Raw genomic sequence first — 1128 nt, forward strand, 5'->3', positions numbered from 1 at the left:
GGCCCCCCCGCCCCCCGGGGGGGGGGGGGGGGGGGGCCGGGGGCCGGGCCGCCCCCCCCCCGCCCGGGGGGGGGGGTGGCCGCGACGCGGCTACGCCCCTCCGGCCTTCCTCAACTCGCACCGCCCGTCGACGCACTCGCGCTCCAGCCGCCCCCGCGACACCGTCTCCATCAGCCCGATCACCCAGCACGTCGGACACCCGCGGAAGGCCAGCGCTCCGACCAGCAGCAACAGCAGCGCCACCGGCCCGACGAACGGCAGCAGCGCGAACGCCCCCACCAGCGCCCCGAACCCCACTCCGCCCCGGGCCAGGTGCCCGGCCAGTGTCCGGCTCGCGAACCCCGATCCCTCCGCCATCACCGCTCCCCGCCGACCGTGGCCGCCCGGACCGCGGCCCGGGCCCGGTGCAGCCGCGACTTCATGGCGGCCGTGCTGAGCCCCAGCAGGTCGGCGACCATCCGCCCGCTGAGCCCCTGCACATCCCGCATGATCAGCACCCGTCGCTGGTCCTCCGGCAGCGCGGCGATCGCCTCCGCCACCCGCCCGGCCTCCAGCCGCCCGAGCACCTCGTCCTCCACCGACCGGGACGGCCCGTCATAGGACTCCGGACGCTCCCGCAGCACCGTGCGCGCCCGCCGCAGGCACTCGTTGCGCACGATCCGGAACATCCAGGAGCCCAGCGCCCCGGTCGCCCGCAGCATCCCGATCTTGCGGTACAGGATGATCAGCGCCTCCTGAGCCGCGTCCTCGGCGTCCTCCGGCGTGGCGCAGAGCGACCGCGCGAACCGCTGGACGTGCGGGTGCGCCCCCGACACCAGCGCGGCGATCGCCTCGACATCCCCGTGTTGCGCCGCGGCCACCACCGAACTCCCCGGCCACCCACGCACCTCAGCCACGCCGCCGCCCCCACTTCCGCAGCACGGTCACGCTGCACGTCACGATCAGCGCCGCGCCGACCACCACAGCCACCCACACCATCATCACCGTCTCCTCATCCGCCCCGGCCCTCGCCGAAGCCACCTATAGGAGGCGGCGACCCCCGAGAAGGATTCACCCCGGCTCGTGCCCCGGCGGAAGCGAAGGGCCGAGGGGCGAAAGGCTGAAGGCGATGGGCGATGGACGGCACTG

General features: G+C 75.8%; 2 protein-coding genes. Both read right to left on the reverse strand.

Annotated elements, in window-relative coordinates:
* Window positions 1–90: 90 nt before the first annotated feature.
* The gene (locus ACFU74_RS37340) at window positions 91–357 is read right to left on the reverse strand and encodes a hypothetical protein (RefSeq protein WP_380764589.1); all 267 of its coding nucleotides are present in this window, start codon (window positions 355–357) and stop codon (window positions 91–93) included.
* Entirely contained in the window at window positions 357–863 is a 507-nt protein-coding gene (locus tag ACFU74_RS37345) for an RNA polymerase sigma factor (RefSeq protein ID WP_380764590.1), read from the reverse strand. The genes ACFU74_RS37340 and ACFU74_RS37345 overlap by 1 nt, the downstream gene beginning before the upstream one ends.
* Window positions 864–1128: the final 265 nt, after the last annotated feature.

Origin of the sequence: Kitasatospora sp. NPDC057500 (assembly GCF_042802195.1) — a bacterium.
Taxonomy (GTDB): Bacteria; Actinomycetota; Actinomycetes; order Streptomycetales; family Streptomycetaceae; genus Kitasatospora.